This is a genomic window from uncultured Roseobacter sp. (genome assembly GCF_947501835.1).
GTDB lineage: Bacteria > Pseudomonadota > Alphaproteobacteria > Rhodobacterales > Rhodobacteraceae > Roseobacter.
Genome location: NZ_CANMXR010000001.1, coordinates 278,538 through 293,422, shown reverse-complemented (window position 1 = coordinate 293,422; position 14,885 = coordinate 278,538). Strand labels below are relative to the sequence as shown.

The 14,885-nt window shown below is 61.7% G+C and carries 16 protein-coding genes; 6 read left to right on the top strand and 10 right to left on the bottom strand.

The window, feature by feature from the left end:
• The first annotated feature begins 7 nt into the window (after positions 1–7).
• Positions 8–1,816, top strand: coding sequence for an ABC-F family ATP-binding cassette domain-containing protein (locus tag Q1A20_RS01410; protein ID WP_299404367.1), 1,809 nt, complete (start codon positions 8–10; stop codon positions 1,814–1,816).
• Between the two features lie 2 nt (positions 1,817–1,818).
• Here the strand turns inward: Q1A20_RS01410 and Q1A20_RS01405 are convergent, their stop codons facing one another.
• Together Q1A20_RS01405 and Q1A20_RS01400 are read right to left on the bottom strand one after the other, a co-directional pair.
• Complete coding sequence (locus tag Q1A20_RS01405; protein ID WP_299915601.1) at positions 1,819–2,574, bottom strand: SDR family NAD(P)-dependent oxidoreductase; 756 nt, start codon at positions 2,572–2,574, stop codon at positions 1,819–1,821.
• A gap of 55 nt (positions 2,575–2,629) precedes the next feature.
• A complete protein-coding gene (locus tag Q1A20_RS01400) occupies positions 2,630–3,514 on the bottom strand; it encodes a GNAT family N-acetyltransferase (protein ID WP_299915600.1) in 885 nt (294 codons plus the stop codon).
• A gap of 47 nt (positions 3,515–3,561) precedes the next feature.
• Between Q1A20_RS01400 and Q1A20_RS01395 the strand changes: the two genes are divergently transcribed.
• Positions 3,562–3,693: a hypothetical protein gene (locus Q1A20_RS01395; RefSeq protein WP_298969766.1), complete on the top strand. Its 132-nt coding sequence runs from the start codon at positions 3,562–3,564 to the stop codon at positions 3,691–3,693.
• Here Q1A20_RS01395 and tyrS read toward each other — a convergent pair.
• On the bottom strand, positions 3,690–4,940 hold the full coding sequence (tyrS, locus tag Q1A20_RS01390; protein WP_299404372.1) for a tyrosine--tRNA ligase: 1,251 nt from the start codon (positions 4,938–4,940) through the stop codon (positions 3,690–3,692). The genes Q1A20_RS01395 and tyrS overlap by 4 nt on opposite strands.
• Positions 4,941–5,004: 64 nt before the next feature.
• On the opposite strand from tyrS, the gene Q1A20_RS01385 reads away from it, so the two are divergent.
• Positions 5,005–6,129, top strand: a complete 1,125-nt coding sequence (locus tag Q1A20_RS01385) for an anhydro-N-acetylmuramic acid kinase (protein WP_299404373.1) — start codon at positions 5,005–5,007, stop codon at positions 6,127–6,129.
• Positions 6,130–6,152: 23 nt separating this feature from the next.
• Here the strand turns inward: Q1A20_RS01385 and Q1A20_RS01380 are convergent, their stop codons facing one another.
• Positions 6,153–6,572 carry a cupin domain-containing protein gene (locus tag Q1A20_RS01380; RefSeq protein ID WP_299915599.1) on the bottom strand — a complete coding sequence of 140 codons (420 nt, stop codon included), beginning with the start codon at positions 6,570–6,572 and terminating at the stop codon, positions 6,153–6,155.
• A gap of 47 nt (positions 6,573–6,619) precedes the next feature.
• On the opposite strand from Q1A20_RS01380, the gene Q1A20_RS01375 reads away from it, so the two are divergent.
• The gene (locus Q1A20_RS01375; RefSeq protein WP_299915598.1) at positions 6,620–7,699 is read left to right on the top strand and encodes an FAD-binding oxidoreductase; all 1,080 of its coding nucleotides are present in this window, start codon (positions 6,620–6,622) and stop codon (positions 7,697–7,699) included.
• On the opposite strand, the gene Q1A20_RS01370 is transcribed toward Q1A20_RS01375, so the two are convergent.
• The 4 genes from Q1A20_RS01370 to Q1A20_RS01355 form a co-directional block, all read right to left on the bottom strand.
• Positions 7,689–8,201 carry a GNAT family N-acetyltransferase gene (locus Q1A20_RS01370; RefSeq protein ID WP_299404377.1) on the bottom strand — a complete coding sequence of 171 codons (513 nt, stop codon included), beginning with the start codon at positions 8,199–8,201 and terminating at the stop codon, positions 7,689–7,691. The two genes, Q1A20_RS01375 and Q1A20_RS01370, sit on opposite strands and share 11 nt — an antisense overlap.
• Positions 8,201–9,475 carry a phosphopyruvate hydratase gene (gene eno / locus Q1A20_RS01365; protein ID WP_299915596.1) on the bottom strand — a complete coding sequence of 425 codons (1,275 nt, stop codon included), beginning with the start codon at positions 9,473–9,475 and terminating at the stop codon, positions 8,201–8,203. Before eno ends, Q1A20_RS01370 begins: the two co-directional genes overlap by 1 nt.
• Before the next feature lie 61 nt (positions 9,476–9,536).
• Positions 9,537–10,409, bottom strand: a complete 873-nt coding sequence (locus tag Q1A20_RS01360) for a DMT family transporter (RefSeq protein WP_299404380.1) — start codon at positions 10,407–10,409, stop codon at positions 9,537–9,539.
• 33 nt (positions 10,410–10,442) lie between these two features.
• Positions 10,443–10,757 carry a hypothetical protein gene (locus tag Q1A20_RS01355; protein ID WP_299404382.1) on the bottom strand — a complete coding sequence of 105 codons (315 nt, stop codon included), beginning with the start codon at positions 10,755–10,757 and terminating at the stop codon, positions 10,443–10,445.
• A gap of 84 nt (positions 10,758–10,841) precedes the next feature.
• Between Q1A20_RS01355 and Q1A20_RS01350 the strand changes: the two genes are divergently transcribed.
• The gene (locus Q1A20_RS01350) at positions 10,842–11,681 is read left to right on the top strand and encodes a hypothetical protein (RefSeq protein ID WP_299404383.1); all 840 of its coding nucleotides are present in this window, start codon (positions 10,842–10,844) and stop codon (positions 11,679–11,681) included.
• A gap of 85 nt (positions 11,682–11,766) precedes the next feature.
• Here the strand turns inward: Q1A20_RS01350 and Q1A20_RS01345 are convergent, their stop codons facing one another.
• A complete protein-coding gene (locus Q1A20_RS01345) occupies positions 11,767–12,180 on the bottom strand; it encodes a Fur family transcriptional regulator (RefSeq protein ID WP_298969757.1) in 414 nt (137 codons plus the stop codon).
• A gap of 347 nt (positions 12,181–12,527) precedes the next feature.
• Between Q1A20_RS01345 and Q1A20_RS01340 the strand changes: the two genes are divergently transcribed.
• Positions 12,528–13,841, top strand: a complete 1,314-nt coding sequence (locus tag Q1A20_RS01340) for a DEAD/DEAH box helicase (RefSeq protein WP_299404385.1) — start codon at positions 12,528–12,530, stop codon at positions 13,839–13,841.
• A gap of 72 nt (positions 13,842–13,913) precedes the next feature.
• Here Q1A20_RS01340 and Q1A20_RS01335 read toward each other — a convergent pair whose 3' ends face one another.
• Positions 13,914–14,720: a tellurite resistance TerB family protein gene (locus Q1A20_RS01335; protein ID WP_299404387.1), complete on the bottom strand. Its 807-nt coding sequence runs from the start codon at positions 14,718–14,720 to the stop codon at positions 13,914–13,916.
• Between the last annotated feature and the right edge of the window lie 165 nt (positions 14,721–14,885).

The following is a 14,885-nucleotide window of genomic DNA, read 5'->3' as shown; positions in this document are numbered from 1 at the left end:
GCGGCACATGGCACGTGTTCCTTTATTCCAACTGAATGAAATATCGCTGACCTTTGGCGGCGATCCGGTGTTCGAAGACCTCAGCCTTGTGGTGCAGCCCGGGGATAGGGTGGCGCTGGTCGGGCGCAACGGGTCGGGCAAATCCACCTTGATGAAGGTCATGGCCGGTCTGGTGGAGCCCGACAGCGGCGAGGTGGTGCCGGGGCCGGGGGTGTCGGTCGGCTACATGGAGCAGGACCCGGACCTGAGTGGTTTTGAAACGCTGGGAGATTTCGCCGCTCACGGCTTAGAGCCGTCCGAGATGTATCTGGTCGAACGCGCGGGCGAGGGGCTGAAGTTTGACCCCGCGCGCCCGGTTGAGACCGCCAGTGGTGGGGAGCGGCGGCGCGCGGCGTTGGCACGTCTGATGGCCGGTGGCCCCGATCTGATGTTGCTGGATGAGCCCACCAACCACCTGGATATTGAGGCCATTGCCTGGCTCGAAGAGGAGCTGAAACAAAGCCGCAAGGGCTATATCATCATCAGCCACGACCGGGCGTTCCTGCGGGCGCTGACACGTGCGACGCTCTGGGTGGATCGCGGCGCGGTGCGGCGGCAGGAAAAGGGATTTGCCGATTTCGAGGCCTGGCGCGATCAGGTCTGGGCGGAGGAAGACAGCCAGCGACACAAGCTCAACCGCAAGATCAAGGCGGAGGCGCGGTGGGCTGTCGAGGGGATTTCGGCGCGGCGCAAGCGCAATCAGGGGCGCGTGCGGGCCTTGCAGGATTTGCGCGCCGAACGCAGCGCTCAGATCAACCGGCAGGGCACAGCGGCGATGGCGCTGGATGCGGGGCCAAAATCCGGGCGCAAGGTCATTGAGGCCATGGGGATTTCCAAAACCTTTGGTGAGAAATCCATTCTCAAGCCGTTTTCCCTGACCGTGCAGCGCGGCGACCGGATTGCGCTGGTGGGGCCGAACGGCGTGGGCAAGACGACGCTTTTGAACATGCTCATTGGTCGCGAAGCACCGGATGCGGGTACGGTCAAGCTGGGCACCAACCTGGAACTGGCGCTCTTTGATCAGGCGCGCGCGCAGCTGGATCCGGAGATGAGCCTTTGGGACAGCCTGACCGGCGATCCCGATATGCGCGTCTCCGGCAAGGCGGATCAGGTCATGGTGCGCGGCACGCCCAAACATGTGGTGGGCTATCTCAAGGAATTTCTTTTTGACGAGGCGCAGGCGCGGGCCCCGGTGCGCGCTTTGTCGGGCGGCGAAAAGGCGCGTTTGCTGCTGGCCAAGATCATGGCGCGGCCCAGCAACCTGCTGGTGCTCGACGAACCGACCAATGATCTCGATGTGGAAACGCTGGACCTGATACAGGAACTGCTGGGTACTTATGACGGCACGGTGTTGCTGGTCAGCCACGACCGGGATTTCCTCGACCGGGTGGCCGCGACAACCATCGCGATGGAAGGTGACGGTCGGGCGACGGTTTATGCCGGTGGGTGGAGCGATTACATTCGCCAGCGCGGTCAGGATGATTTTGCGGGCAGCGTGGCCAAGCAGAAATCCTCCGGTGGGGCGGAAAAGCCCAAAGCTGCCCCAACGTCCGGTTTGAGTTTCACCGAGAAGCACCGGCTTGACGCGCTGCCCGCGGAGATTGAGCGTCTGGAGGCCGAGATTGCCAAGCTGGAAGAGCTGTTGAGCGATCCAGGCCTCTTTACCGATCATCCGGTGAAATTTCAGAAAGCGACCGACGCGCTGGTGGCGCGGCATGAATTGCTCAGCGCAGCGGAAGAGGAATGGCTGGCGCTGGAAGAGAAATCCTCCGCCTGAACTCAGCGCATGCGCAATGCGCCGTCGATGCGGATCACCTCGCCATTCAGATACCCGCATTCGACGATAAATCCGGCAAGGCGTCCATATTCCGCAGGATCGCCAAGCCGGGGCGGGCAGGGGACGTCGGCGGCGAGCTGCGCCTGCACCTCTTCCCCCAACCCCGCGAGCATCGGCGTCATGAAAATGCCCGGGGCGATGGTCATCACGCGGATGCCGGTCTTGGCCAGATCCCGCGCCATCGGTAGGCAGAGCCCGACGACACCGCCTTTTGATGCCGCATAGGCGGTTTGCCCTTTCTGACCATCGAAGGCCGCGATGGAGGCGGTATTGATAATGACACCGCGCGCGCCATCCGGTGCGGCGTCGTTGGTCTGCATCGCCTCTGCGGCAAGGCGCGCGACGTTGAATGTGCCCACCAGATTGATGTCGATGGTGCGCTGAAACGCGTCCAATGGATGCGGCCCGTCACGGCCCACGGTCTTGATGGCATCCGCGATGCCCGCGCAGTTGACCGCGGCGCTGATCCCGCCCATACGCTCCTTGGCCAGCGCGATGGCCGCCTGCACCGATGCTTCATCTGTGACGTCGGTTTGCGCGAAATGACCGCCGGTCTCCTCGGCGACCTGCGCGCCGCGCGTCGCGTCCCGGTCAAGCAGTGTCACCTGTGCGCCCTGCGCCGCGAAATGCCGTGCGGTGGCCTCGCCCAGACCGGAAGCGCCCCCTGTGATGATCGCAGCTGTCTCCTTGAGGTGCATCCCGTTCTCCCTGATCTGAACGCATGTTCATTTAATCATGGCGGGTGTGAGCTGTCTAGGTGCCGCGCATCAGCCCTCTGTCCAGACGGGCGATAGGGGCAAAGAGCCTGCTCATCGGCGGCCACCAGACCCAGGTGCCCCCCAGCCGGTGTGCCCGCGCGCCCGTGCCCAGCTTGAACCTGGCCAGCCCCTGGCCCTCTTCGGTGTCGATCAGGCCCAGTTCCAAGTGGTCGATCCCCTTCTTCTGCGCCCAGCAGATCACCTCCCACATCAGCAGCGTATGCGCGGATGCAATGCGGCCCGAGGGGCGCGCGTGACCAATGTGATAGGTGGCTGTCGTTCCATGTCGCAGGATCAGCATGGCGGCTACCGGTTCGCGGCCCCAAAAGGCGGTGAAGAGCTTGGATTGGCTGGGGTTCTCGCGCCCGTAGGCCAGCGTCAGAGCCGTAGGCCAACTGCGATACCGACGCTGACTTTGCTGCAAGGCATCGGCTTGCAACAACCAATGCCCGGGATCATCCGGCATGTTCTGTCGTTTCACCCGCAGGTCCTGCTTTTGTGCATGCCGCAACCGATTGCGCCACTTCTGATGCAGCTTCGCCTTCAGCGTCCCAAGGTCGGGCCGTAGTTCCAACCGGGCGACCGTATTGGGGCTGACCAGCGGCAGCGCGCCGATCCTGTCCAGCGGCAGGGGTCTCTCCGGCGCCAGGATGACCGGCCCCCTTGACCCCAGGCGCTTTGCAGCGGTCAACAGAGCCTCGGGCGATGCGGCTTGCGGTCTGCTGATCATGTGAACCGGCAGAGGGCCAAAGCTGCGGTGCACCGCCAGGGTCCCATCCTCCAGGCGCCGGACCGGCTGGCCCAAGGCGCGCAGCGTCCGTTCAAAGGCATCGCTTTGCTGGAGGGGGATCGGATCGGCGGTGGGGGCGGCATCAAACATGTCGCCCATTAACCGGGTATAAACCTAATTGCCGGTTAATGGGTGACATGAAAAAGACTGTTCAAGGCGTTGCCGCCCCCGCACCCCGCATGACAAAGACCGCCGCATTCCTGATCGCGACCGGCATGTCCATCCCCGTCTTCGCGATCCTGTCGCTGGTGGAGTGGCTCTGGTTCTAGGCCAGCTGCACCAAGGCATGCCGCTTCTTGCCCGCGCTGAGTTTGATCGGGCTGGAAAGCGCACCTGCGTCGATCATCAGCCCGGCATTGGTCAGCGGCTGATCATCCAGACGCGCGCCGTTTTCCGCAATCAGGCGCTTGGCCTCCTTGCCTGAGCCTGCAAGGCCTGACTTCACGATCAGTTGCACAATGGAAATACCATCACCAAGGTCTGACGCGCTCAGCGTCAACGTGGGCAGATCGTCACCGACCCCGCCTTTTTCAAACACCTCACGCGCCGTTGCTTCAGCCGCCGCGGCGGCATCAGCCCCGTGCAAAAGCGTCGTGACCTCACCCGCGAGCCGCGCCTTGGCCTCATTGATCTCGGCTCCTTGCAGCGCGCCCAATCGATCACATTCGTCGACCGGCAGTTCGGTGAAAAGCTTGAGGAATTTGCCGACATCGGCATCCGCCACATTGCGCCACCACTGCCAGAATTCATAAGGCGACATCATGTCTTCGTTCAGCCAGACAGCGCCTTCGGCGGATTTGCCCATTTTCTTGCCGTCCGCGCGCGTGACCAGCGGCGTGGTCAACCCGTAAGCGTCCTCGCCGTCAACGCGGCGGATCAGATCAGCGCCGGAAACGATGTTGCCCCATTGATCGGAGCCCCCCATCTGTAACCGGCAATCGTAGCGGCGATGCAGTTCCAGATAGTCATAGGATTGCAGCAACATGTAGTTAAACTCGATGAAGGACAGCGCCTGTTCGCGGTCCAGCCGCGACTTTACGCTCTCAAAGGCCAGCAGCCTGTTGATCGTAAAATGCCGCCCTATGTCGCGCAGGAAATCGATGTATTTCAACTGGTCAAGCCATTCGGCGTTGTTGACCAGCGGTGAATCCAGCGGCCCGTCGCCGTAAGAGATATAGCGTGAGAAGACCTTGCGGATGCCTTCGGCGTTCGCATTGATCTGATCGACCGAGAGGATCTTGCGCATCTCGTCCTTGCCCGAGGGGTCGCCGACCTTGGTGGTGCCGCCGCCCATCAGGGTGATCGGCCGGTGCCCGGTCTTTTGCAGCCAGCGCAGCAGCATGATCTGCACAAGATTGCCAATGTGCAGGCTGGTCGCGGTCAGATCGAAGCCGATGTAGCCGGTCACCACACCCTTCACCATCCGCTCGTCGAGTTCCTGCAGATTGGTGCAGTCGGCGATGAAGCCGCGGCTGCTGAGTTCGTTCAGGAAATCCGATTTGGGGTGATAGGTCATCTTGCTTGCTCTCGGCTTGAATTGCGCCCACTCTATAGGCGGTGAGCAGACAAAGGAAAAGGCTTTGAAAAGGGCCATCGAAAAAACGGGCACCCTCACGGCACTGGGCGCGATGAGCGGCACCTCTCTGGATGGCGTGGACGCGGCCGTGGTGAGGACGGACGGGCACCGGATCGAAGGGTTTGGGCGCACATCCTACCGCAGCTATTCCGGTGAGGAGCAGGCTGTTTTGCGCACCGCATTGGGGCAGTGGTCCGGGGAGGTGGTGGAGGCGGCCACCGATGTGGTGGAGCAGGCGCATCTTGCCCTGCTTGAGCCCTATGACGAGGTCGATCTGGTAGGGTTTCACGGCCAGACGCTGGCCCATGCTCCGCGCACAAAGGGCACCTTGCAAGTGGGTGACGGCGCATGGCTGTCCGAAGCGCTCGGGCGTCCGGTGGTCTGGGATTTCCGCTCCGCAGACGTGGAACTTGGGGGCGAGGGGGCGCCGCTGGCCCCGTTTTTCCATTTCGCCTGCGCCAAACACATTCGCGCCACTGATCCCGTGGCCTTTCTGAACCTCGGCGGCGTGGGCAACCTGACCTATGTTGATCCGTCCTTTGAGCGCCCGGAAGAGCCCGGCGCGCTTCTGGCCTTTGACACCGGTCCGGCGAATGCGCCGCTCAATGATCTGCTGCAGGCGCGCCAGGGGCTGGCCTTTGACAAGGGGGGTGAAATCGCCCGGCGCGGCACGGTAGAGCAGGGCGCGCTGGAGCTTTTCCTCGCAGAGCCTTACTTCTCAAAAATGCCACCCAAATCTCTGGACCGAAATGATTTTTCGGAGATGGTCGCCCTGGTGGCCGAGCTGAATGATGCCGATGCCGCGGCGACGCTGACGGCGATGTGTGCAGCAGGGGTGGCCGAAGGCATGCAGCATTGTCCGCAGCCGCCCGCGCGGGTGCTGGTCACCGGCGGCGGGCGTCACAATCCGGTGCTGATGCAAATGCTCGCGGTGTCGCTGGATTGCCCGGTTGCCCCGGTGGAGGACGTGGGGCTGGACGGTGATATGCTGGAAGCGCAGGCCTTCGCCTATCTGGCCGTGCGCGTTGCGCGGGGCTTGCCGACATCCTGTCCCGGCACCACCGGGGTGCGGGCCGCTGTGGGCGGCGGTGTTGTGAGCTGGCCAAAGGCGACGGACATCGCTGTCTGAGCGGGGGAGACGCGCAGGGGGCTTCAGCCGCGTGGGATATCGAACCCTTTGTCTGCCAGCGTAAACCCGTCGAATTGAAAGCCCGGCGAGACGGTACAGCTGACCAGAGTATACGCGCCGGTGCTGCGCGCCGCCTGCCAGTGATCTTTGGGCACGATGATCTGTGGTGCACCCTTTGACAAATCCGGGGTCAGCAGGTGATCGGTTGCCGGGCCCTCATCCGTAGCACTCATCGACAAAACCAGCGGTGCACCCGCGTGGTAAAGCCAGATTTCGGTGGCATCTACCCGGTGCCAATGGCTAGATTCCCCAGCGGCCAACAAAAAATAGATGCAGGTGCCGCTGGGCCGCCCGTCATTTTCGGCAATCCATGTCTGCCGAAAATGTCCGCCCTCGGGATGCGGCGAGAGGCGCAGATGCGCGATGATCTCTTGTGCTGTCATGGGCGCAGGTTAATCTTGCGATAGCTGAGGGCCAAGGGGCATTCGTCATGAAAGTGATCATCGTTGGGGCCGGCATCATCGGGGCGTTGACCGCCTTCCGGCTGGCGGAACGTGGCGCAGAGGTCACGGTGATTGACGCCGGTCAGCCTGCGGGTGCAGCCTCGGGGGCGTCTTTTGGATGGATCAACGCCAGTTTTTATGTCGATCAGGATCATTTCAACCTGCGCCTGGCCGCGATCGCGGCGCATCACCGCCTTGCTGCTGAATTGAAAAGCGACGCGATCAGATGGCCGGGGTGCCTGTGCTGGGAAGCACAGGGGGATGCCCTCGATGAACAGCACAAGGCTTTGAAAGCGCTGGGATATGCGGTTTCCGAGGTCTCCGCACAGGCGTTTTCCGAGCTGGAGCCGTCGGTCGTTGCCCCACCACGTGCCTTGCATTTTCTGGATGAAGGAGCGGTTGATCTGGCCCAATTGGCAGCAGAGGCGCTGCGGGCGGGCGCGGCGATGGGTGTTCGTGTCGTCGCGGGACTGCCGGTCACCCGACTGCTGGAGGCCGCAGGGAAGGCCACTGGCGTTCAAACCGCCGCTGGAAGGCTGACAGCGGATCAGGTCATCGTCGCCGCCGGGGTCGCGACGGAGCGGCTGATGGCCGAGATGGGCGTGCCGGTGCCGATGCTGTCGCGGCCCGGTCTGATCGTACGTTCCGAACCGCTACCGCCTCTGCTGCGCCACGTTCTTGTCAGCTCAGGGCAGGAACTGCGGCAGACGCCGCAGGGCCATTTGCTGGCCCCCACCTCCGCCGGGCATCAAGGAGACGACAGCGACACCGCGCCAGAGCCGCCGGATGCGCTGGCCAACAGGACTATGGCGCGGGTGCAAGCCATGATTGGACGCCCGGTCGCTTGGGATCAGGTGACGCTGGCGTTTCGACCGGTGCCGCAGGATGGGTTACCGGTGATCGGGGCCTGCGGGCCGGCGGGGCTTTACGTGACGGTCATGCACTCCGGCGCGACGCTTGCACCCCTGGTTGCTGAACTGGCCGCAGCGGAGGTGATGGAAAGCGCGCTCAGCAATACGCAACTGGCGCTGCTGTCGCCCTACCGGCCTGCGCGGTTCACAGGATAAGTTCGTAGAACGTCAAATACTCCGCCGTGCCGGGGGGCAATTCGGAATAGGGGCCCCGGTTCTCGAATCCAAGCTTTTCATAGAGCCCGCGCGCAGGCGTGAAGGTCTTGTTGGTGTCGAGCAGGATGCGGCGATACCCATCTGCGCGGGCCTGATCGATCAGGGCCTGCGACAGCTTTTGCCCCGCGCCCGTGCCGCGCGCCGCTTCTGCGACGAAAACACGTTTTATTTCAGCATCTTGCTTATTGAGCGGGTGATACATACCGCAACCTACGGCGGCGCCATTCAGCTCCGCCAGAAGGATCGTACCATATGGGCGCGCGTGCTTGACCGGCAGGGCGTCCATCAGCGCAGTGTAGACATCCTCCGGATAGAACGCCTCGACCAGCTGCTGCATTTCAGGGCCACAGCTCAGCAGGTGGTCGCGGTAGTCCCAGCACAGCTGTTGTACATCCGGCAGGTCGCGCGGCATCTCCGCCGGGCGGATCCGTAGCGCCCCCATCAGCGCAGGATCGACCGCCCGGCGTATTCGGCCGTCTCGCCGAGGGCTTCCTCGATGCGGATAAGTTGGTTGTATTTGGCCAGCCGGTCCGAGCGGGCCAGCGACCCGGTTTTGATCTGACCGCAGTTTGTGGCCACCGCCAGATCAGCGATGGTCGCATCCTCGGTTTCGCCGGAGCGGTGCGACATCACGTTGGTGAAGCCTGCACGATGGGCCATATCCACGGCTTTAAGCGTCTCTGTCAAGCTGCCGATTTGATTGACTTTTACCAGCATGGAGTTGGCCGACCCGCGTTCAATGCCCATGGCCAGACGCGCCGGGTTGGTCACAAAGAGATCATCCCCCACAAGCTGCACGCGATCCCCCAGCGCCTGGGTCAAAGCATGCCAGCCGTCCCAGTCGTCTTCGGACATGCCGTCCTCGATGGAGATGATCGGATAGTCATTCACCAGAGCGGCCAGATAGGCCACGTTCTCTTCGGAACTGAGGGTCTTGCCTTCGCCTGTCAGGACATATTTGCCATCCTTGTAGTATTCTGTCGCCGCGCAATCCATTGCGAGATAGATATCATCGCCCGGTTTGTACCCGGCCTTTTCGATAGATTTCAAAATGAAATCAAGTGCATCCCGCGTGGAGCTGATGTTCGGAGCAAAGCCTCCTTCGTCGCCGATCCCGGTAGAGAGACCCGCGGCGGAGAGTTCCTTTTTCAGCGTGTGGAAGACCTCGGACCCCATGCGCACCGCTTCGCGGATGTTCTCCGCCGCAACCGGCATGATCATGAATTCCTGAATGTCGATTGGGTTATCCGCATGTTCACCGCCATTGATGATGTTCATCATCGGCACCGGCAGAACCCGCGCCGAGGTGCCGCCGACATAACGATAGAGCGGTTGCGTGCAGTAATCCGCCGCCGCCTTCGCTGCCGCCATGGAAACGCCAAGGATGGCATTCGCCCCCAGACGTCCCTTGTTGTCGGTGCCATCCAGTTCGATCATGGTTGTGTCGATGTCGACCTGTTCGGTCGCATCGATCCCCACCAGCGCCTCGGCAATCTCGCCATTGACCGCGGCGCAGGCTTCCAGCACGCCTTTGCCCATATAGCGCGCCTTGTCACCGTCGCGCCGTTCCACCGCCTCATAGGCGCCCGTGGAGGCCCCGGAGGGCACCGCAGCGCGGCCCATGGTGCCATCTTCGAGGATCACGTCGACCTCCACCGTCGGGTTGCCCCGGCTATCAAGGATTTCGCGGGCGTGGATGTCGATGATGGTGCTCATGTCGGGCTCCTTTGATACCAGTTATGCGCGTCATAGCGGGCCGTGGACGTTAAGGAAAGGGTCAGGCGCTGTTAGCGCGAACATTCCCCTCCCGCCAAAGGGTATAGAGGCCGGAGGCCACGATGATGAAGGCGCCTGTCAGGGTCCAGAGGTCCGGGTTTTCATTGAAGACCGCAATGCCCACGACGAGCGCGAATATGATGCGCGAATAGCGAAAGGGGGTGACGAAACTGACCTCACCAATGCGCATGGCAACGACGATGAGATAGTAGGCAACAATGCCGATGAGCAGCGCGATGATCAGGTAAACCCAGTTGGCGGTGCTGACGGTGACCAGCGCGCTGCCGTTGATCCACATGAGCAGTGCTGCAGAGGGGATCAGCACGAGAAAGGCCAGGAAGCTGAGTTGCAAGGAGGATGTCTCCTGCGGAACCCGGCGTGTGGCCAGATCGCGGATGCCAAGCCCGATAACCCCCTGCAGGGCAAAGAGCGAGAGCCAGTCGAAGGCCTCCATGCCCGGGCGGATGATCAATAGTACGCCAAAGAATCCCACGATGATCGCCGACCAGCGCCGCCAGCCCACTTTTTCCTGTAGGAAAAGCGCAGCCCCAAGGGTCACAAAGAGCGGCGTCGCCTGCAGGATGGCCGAGGCCGAAGAGAGCGGCGTGAGCGCGATGGCCGTGACGAAGCCTAAGGTGCCGACCAATTCGCCAAAAGCGCGCAGCGCAATGACGGGTGTCAGCATCGCGCGGGTGAAAAGCGCCTGACCCTGTAGCATCAGCAGGAGTCCGACAAGCACCGCGCTGCCCAGTCCCAGCATGCCGATGATCTGCCCCACGGGCAGCTCAACAGCGAGGAATTTGATCAGCATGTCCTCGATTGCAAAGCCGAGCATCGCCAGGACCATGAAGGTCGCGCCGCGTAGGTTTTCCATTGACTGCCCTTTGGTAGAAGTGCCTGCCTCCTTTCAGAAATTCAGGCCAGGGTCAATCTGGCGCAGCATCCGGCGAAAGGGTGGGGCGGCATGTTTTGATCTGACGGCTGCGGCCTTCTGCGCATCAGCATTCAGGCATCGCCGGTGGGGAAGGTCGCGCGTGGCGCGCGCAACGAAAAAAGTGCCGAAATTTGCGATCATTTTGACAGTGCAGAATTCGTGCGCTGTTAACCCTTGAGCGCAGATGCTTTGACCAACTTCGTTGGAAGGTTTGTGGTCCGGTGCGTTGCGAGGGATGTCATGCAGGTTAGCCAGTCTTTGAATTCCTATACGCTGTCCTTGTTTCAAGGGGCCGCTTCAGGGGCCACGGTTGAGCCTTCCGTTGGCCCACCTGGACCAGCCAGCCGTTTTGCGCCCGCCGAGACAACAGAAATGACGGGTATTTATAGTGATCCGCGCATCGGTCCGACACCCGCCGTTGCCTTCTCGGAGACCACGCAGAGGATACTGGATACCATCCACTCCCTGATCAACAATGAGTTGGAAACCATCGGAGCGACGTTTCGTCAGATGGTCGAAACGGATCTGGAGTTTGAGCCGGAGGACAAGTTGCCGGAGAGTACCAAATACACCGATCTCACAAATGAGCAGATGCGGGGACTGTCCGAGGAGACCCGCGACGCCGGCCTCCTTGAGCTCAAGTTTTCCATTATCTCGGCCCTTGCAACACAGGACGCCGCCAGCTTGAAAGGCGCGGGTTCTATTCTTTTCGGTGAAAAATACGTCGAAATGAGCACCGAAGAACTGGTGGAGTACCAGATAAATACGCTGGTGGATGGTCAGATCGGAGCCATAAAAAAGGCTGTTGAGATGTCGCGCGGGGAGGACTTCATTACGTTCTCCGAGGGGACGCGCGATCCGACAGGTGTGGTCGACTCCATGACCGAAGAGGAAGTGGAAATCCTACGTAGCGATTTGCTGGCGCAACGCAGAGCGGAATACAAACGCGGAGAGCTGGATTTCAACATCAACGTCTTTGCGAGTACCCATGCCGCCAACTATGACAAGATCCACAAGACGCTGAACATGGCCACGGGGGAGACAGTGGTGAATGAGGCGAACACCGTTGTCTTTGACGAAGCCTGGGAGCTGAGCGCGCGCAAGAAAGCCTCCTTCCAGCGCCTGCTCATCGGGGAGGGCGAGTTCTTTGAGGATAATCTGGAGAGACTTGGGGTTTACGCGGAGGAGTACCTGAGGGACATCGCGTCCTGATGGACGCGCTTGCAGATGGCGGAATGGACTGCTGTGGGAGAATTGACGCTAAGAAGGCCGGCCCGGGCCGTGCGACCGGAGGAGTTCAGCGCTTTTTCAGCGGTACGCCGTAAAGCTCCAACCGGTGACCGCGCAGTTCATAGCCCAGTTTGCGCGCGATGCGGTCCTGTAATTCCTCGATTTCGGCATCGACGAATTCGATGACCTCGCCGGAATTCATATCGATCAGGTGATCATGATGATCCCGCTCGGCATCCTCGTAGCGGGCTCGACCGTCGCCGAACTCCAACTTGTCCAGAATGCCCGCCTCTTCGAATAGCTTCACCGTCCGGTAGACGGTCGCAATCGATATGCCCGCGTCGATGGCAGAGGCACGGGCATAGAGCTCTTCGACATCGGGGTGATCGTCGCTGTCTTCCAGCACCTGGGCAATCACGCGCCGCTGACCCGTCATGCGCAGGCCTTTCGCTTCGCAGCGTTTGATGATGGATTTGCTCATGCCGGTGCCCTTGATTTCTGGCCTGCAGGTTTAACGGTATTTCGCATCAGCATCCAGACGCGTTTTGAAGCTTTCGGTTGACTTCCGGGGCATAAACCCCCATGTGCCATCTCAAGCGATGCCTTCTGCCGCGTGAGCAGTCATGAGCGCCCCGGGAAACACCCGCAAGCGGCGCATAATTCCGAAAGGCGCGCTTTGTGTTCCCAAAATCACGCGTGGGTCCAGACGCTGCGGACAGGTGCAGGCATTTGGCCTCGCTTGCGATCCGTTTTGCGTGTCCCAAGCGGTGCCCGATGCGGCACAGCAAGAATAATGGTGTACCTACATGGTATGCTGGAAAGAATTGAATGAGCGATTTTGACATGATGGATCTGCCACCGAAACTGGTGGCGCGCCTGAATGAAATGGGTCTGAAGGATCCGACCCCCATCCAGAAACAGGCAATCCCGCACGCACTGAACGGGCGGGATGTGATGGGTCTGGCGCAGACCGGCACCGGCAAGACGGCTGCCTTTGGCGTGCCGCTGGTGGCGCAGATGCTGGAACTTGAAGGGCGCCCTGCGCCCAAATCCGTGCGCGGGCTGGTGTTGGCGCCCACGCGCGAACTGGCGACGCAGATCAGCGTGAACTTGCGCGGTTTTGCCCAGAAAACGCAGATCAAGGTGGCGATGGTTGTGGGCGGCCAGTCGATCAACAACCAGATCAAGCGGCTGGAGCGGGGTGTCGACCTGCTGGTGGCCACGCCCGGGCGGTTGCTCGACCTGATGGACCGGCGCGCCGTGCGGCTTGACGAGGCGGTGTTCCTGGTGCTCGACGAGGCGGATCAGATGCTGGACATGGGCTTTATCCATGATCTGCGCAAGATCGCGAACGTGATCCCCAAGGACCGCCAGACCATGCTGTTTTCGGCCACGATGCCAAAGCAGATGAACGAATTGGCGCAAAGCTATCTGCGCAGCCCCATTCGTGTGGAAGTGTCACCCCCCGGCAAGGCCGCGGATAAGGTCACGCAGGAAGTACACTTCATCGCGAAATCCGAAAAAGCCGGGCTGCTGATCGAGATGCTGGACAAGCATCGCGACGAACGGGCGCTGGTCTTTGGCCGCACCAAACACGGCTCTGAAAAGCTGATGAAGACGCTGGTGAAGGCGGGTTATGCCGCCGGGTCAATCCATGGCAACAAATCACAGGGCCAGCGGGACCGGGCGATTGCCGCCTTCAAATCCGGGGAGATCAAGGTGCTGGTGGCCACGGATGTGGCGGCGCGTGGTCTCGATATTCCCGATGTGAAACACGTCTACAACTACGACCTGCCGAATGTGCCGGACAACTACGTGCACCGGATCGGACGCACCGCGCGGGCGGGCAAAGACGGGGCTGCGATTGCCTTTTGCGCTCCTGACGAGATGGGCGAATTGAAGGCCATTCAGAAAACCATGGGCGTTGCGATCCCTGTAGGATCCGGACGGCCCTGGGAAGCGATGGACATTCCCGAAGGCACCAAACCGAAAGGTCGCGGACGGGGTCGGGGACGCGGAGGGCGTCCGCAGGGCGGCGGCGCCGGTACCGGCGGTCAGCAACCGCAGGGCAAGAAACCCGGTGGTGGCCGCAGACGTCGCCGGGGTGGCAAGCCGGGTGGTGGCGGTCAGCGCGCCGCCTGAAGCCAGCGTTCAGGATGAGAATGACGGCGGCGTGCCAGGAACGCCGCCGTTTTCGTGTTCAGGTATCGGTTTTCAGGTATAAAGCGATGGCGCGCCCAGCTGATCGTGGATATCGTTTACCGCGCGCGCGTCCAGCCCGTAGGTCTGCGCCAGTTTGTGCAGATATTGCGCTTCGGCTTGATCATCGAGATTGATGCCCAGAACCGACATTGCGTAGACCTGACTTTCCATGCCGCGCGGTGTTTGCTCGACCAGTCCTTCAACATCCACCGGTGCCTGCAGTTCGGCCTGGACAAAAGCGGCCTCTTCCGCATCCACCTCGTCGCCGAGCTGACCCAAAAGCTTCTCACGCTCGGCATCATCCAGCTTGCCGTCTGACTTGGCCGCCTGGATCATCGCCCGCAGCATCAGGGCCGCAGCGGCTTCCTGATCGGCGCTGGGTTCGATTTCTGGTTGGGGCGTCGCGTCAAAGGATGAGTTCAACACCTCGCCAAAACTTGCCGTGCTGGTCTGCGGTCGCCTTTGCGCCTGACCGGTCAAAGCCCCCAGCAAACCGCCCGCACCGGCGCCACCCGCGAGTCCCGTCAACATCCCTTGCAAACCGCCGCCGCCCTGGGTGCCGCCAAGGTTTTCCAGCAGGCCGCCAAGCCCTCCCGGCAATCCCCCGGCTGATCCCGCGCCGGTGGTGCCCCCGAGCAGTCCGCCCAGCATATCCTGTAGATCCCCGCCGCTGCTGGCTGATCGCTGGCCGCCCACACGGGCGCCTGCGTCGCGCATCATGCCGCCAAGGCCACCGCCGCCGCCCTTCATCATGCTTTGCGCGCCCTTGGCCACGGCCACACCGATGGCCACCTTGGCCAATGTCTTCATCAAACTCATTTTTGAAAATCCCCCCAATGTTTTCAATGTACACGCGGCGAGTGTGCCATCATTTGCCATCGCCGTAAGGGGAATTATCCGCAAGCAGCACCTTTTTGCCATCAGGCCGGTTGAAACTGATGCCGCAGGTGATTGACATTCCGCGGGCGGCACCGCCCTTTTGCG

What these genes read in the sequence shown, in the direction of transcription:
- Q1A20_RS01410 (WP_299404367.1), top strand. Translation starts at nt 8, where the DNA reads ATGGCACGTGTTCCTTTATTCCAACTGAATGAAATATCGCTGACCTTT.
- Q1A20_RS01405 (WP_299915601.1), bottom strand. Translation starts at nt 2,574, where the DNA reads ATGCACCTCAAGGAGACAGCTGCGATCATCACAGGGGGCGCTTCCGGT.
- Q1A20_RS01400 (WP_299915600.1), bottom strand. Translation starts at nt 3,514, where the DNA reads ATGTTTGATGCCGCCCCCACCGCCGATCCGATCCCCCTCCAGCAAAGC.
- Q1A20_RS01395 (WP_298969766.1), top strand. Translation starts at nt 3,562, where the DNA reads ATGAAAAAGACTGTTCAAGGCGTTGCCGCCCCCGCACCCCGCATGACA.
- tyrS (WP_299404372.1), bottom strand. Translation starts at nt 4,940, where the DNA reads ATGACCTATCACCCCAAATCGGATTTCCTGAACGAACTCAGCAGCCGC.
- Q1A20_RS01380 (WP_299915599.1), bottom strand. Translation starts at nt 6,572, where the DNA reads ATGACAGCACAAGAGATCATCGCGCATCTGCGCCTCTCGCCGCATCCC.
- Q1A20_RS01375 (WP_299915598.1), top strand. Translation starts at nt 6,620, where the DNA reads ATGAAAGTGATCATCGTTGGGGCCGGCATCATCGGGGCGTTGACCGCC.
- Q1A20_RS01370 (WP_299404377.1), bottom strand. Translation starts at nt 8,201, where the DNA reads ATGGGGGCGCTACGGATCCGCCCGGCGGAGATGCCGCGCGACCTGCCG.
- eno (WP_299915596.1), bottom strand. Translation starts at nt 9,475, where the DNA reads ATGAGCACCATCATCGACATCCACGCCCGCGAAATCCTTGATAGCCGG.
- Q1A20_RS01360 (WP_299404380.1), bottom strand. Translation starts at nt 10,409, where the DNA reads ATGGAAAACCTACGCGGCGCGACCTTCATGGTCCTGGCGATGCTCGGC.
- Q1A20_RS01350 (WP_299404383.1), top strand. Translation starts at nt 10,842, where the DNA reads ATGACGGGTATTTATAGTGATCCGCGCATCGGTCCGACACCCGCCGTT.
- Q1A20_RS01345 (WP_298969757.1), bottom strand. Translation starts at nt 12,180, where the DNA reads ATGAGCAAATCCATCATCAAACGCTGCGAAGCGAAAGGCCTGCGCATG.
- Q1A20_RS01340 (WP_299404385.1), top strand. Translation starts at nt 12,528, where the DNA reads ATGAGCGATTTTGACATGATGGATCTGCCACCGAAACTGGTGGCGCGC.
- Q1A20_RS01335 (WP_299404387.1), bottom strand. Translation starts at nt 14,720, where the DNA reads ATGAGTTTGATGAAGACATTGGCCAAGGTGGCCATCGGTGTGGCCGTG.